Here is a 1,293-nt window from a genome sequence, read left to right as displayed (position 1 = left end):
CTTTGTCGCGCGCGACCTGGACTTCTCGTCGGTCTACCGCGGATACGGTCTTGTTTTCACGGTCGGCCTGGTGGTCACGTTCTCAGGCCGATGCGCGCGGTTTGTTTGACGACGTCAGCAGGCGGAATGACAGTATCGATCGAAGCCGTTTCTTTCATAGAGAACTCCTCCGGGCTTTGCGGTTAATCAAACACCTATTCACCTCGGCCTTGCCGGCATGGCAGCCGCCTACCGGCAACTGGCCGAACAGGACGAGGGCGCCGATCTCAGCCGGGATGAGTGGCTCGGCCTGATGCTCGATCGCGAGGCCGCCATGCGCGCCGACCGGCGACTGACCAATCGCCTGGCTGCAGCAAAGTTACGCTTCCTCGATGCCTGTATCGAAGACATCGACTTCGCCTCCCGCCGCGGCCTTGACCGGCGTAATACCCTGCAGCTGGCGCAAGGCGCCTGGCAGAAAGCCCACGAAAACCTCATCGTCACCGGTCAGACCGGCACGGGCAAAACCTGGCTGGCGTGTGCCTTCGGACGCCAGGCCGCCAGGCTTGATCATTCCGTGCTCTATTTGCGTGTGCCGCCTCTGTTCGAAGACCTCGCCTTGGCTCGTCTCGACGGTCGCTTCCCGCCGCTCATCGACAAGCTTGCGCGGGTCCAGTTGCTCATTCTCGACGATTGGGGCACCCACACGCTCAATGATCAGCAGCGCCTCGATCTCCTGGAAATCTTCGAAGAGCGCTACCGGCGTAGATCGACCATGATCACCGCCCAGCTGCCCGTCGCCCAATGGCACGACATGATCGGTGAGCCCACCATCGCCGACGCCATCCTCGACCGCATCATCCACAACGCCCACCGCATTGTCCTCGAAGGCGACAGCATGCGAAGAAAAAAGCCACACGCCCCTTGACCGAGGCTGAAAACAGCGAAACGAATACCAATTGACTTCAACAACCAGGCAACCAAAAGCCAGCGCCGCCACGCTGTCCGCGATTTAGCGAAACTACTGTCCGTTAGTTAGCGAAATCCCTGTCCCGTTTTTGTGAAATACGCATCTTGACGGCGGCACACCGGATCAAGCCTACTTCAACCCGTCGCCAATCCCCATGGCGGCCTAACCCCGGCAGAGGCTCCACTTATCGACACGGAGATTCTGTTCAGACAACCGGGACCGGCTCTCCGAACAAGATTAAGATCTCCAGCACAGGTTTCATATCGAAGAAAGGGGACTTGGCCGATCCCGCAGCTCTCCCGGGCTCTTCGGCTGCGGCAACTCCACCCCTGAGCTATGCGGAA

The 1,293-nt window shown here is 59.9% G+C and carries 1 protein-coding gene; it reads left to right on the top strand.

The genetic code is table 11. The features are described 5' to 3' along the window. Positions 1-217 precede the first annotated feature (217 nt). Positions 218-907 carry an IS21-like element helper ATPase IstB gene (istB, locus tag CWO89_RS44290; RefSeq protein ID WP_130584393.1) on the top strand — a complete coding sequence of 230 codons (690 nt, stop codon included), beginning with the start codon at positions 218-220 and terminating at the stop codon, positions 905-907. The last annotated feature ends 386 nt before the right edge of the window (positions 908-1,293 follow it).

The sequence above is a fragment of the Bradyrhizobium sp. Leo170 genome, assembly GCF_004296405.1.
Lineage (GTDB): Bacteria > Pseudomonadota > Alphaproteobacteria > Rhizobiales > Xanthobacteraceae > Bradyrhizobium.
The sequence above is the reverse complement of the archived record's forward strand: the minus strand, read 5'-3'. Positions and strand labels throughout refer to the sequence as shown.

Bases quoted from the DNA above. Each gene is read 5' to 3' on its own strand.
- istB (WP_130584393.1), top strand. From the start codon at position 218: ATGGCAGCCGCCTACCGGCAACTGGCCGAACAGGACGAGGGCGCCGAT.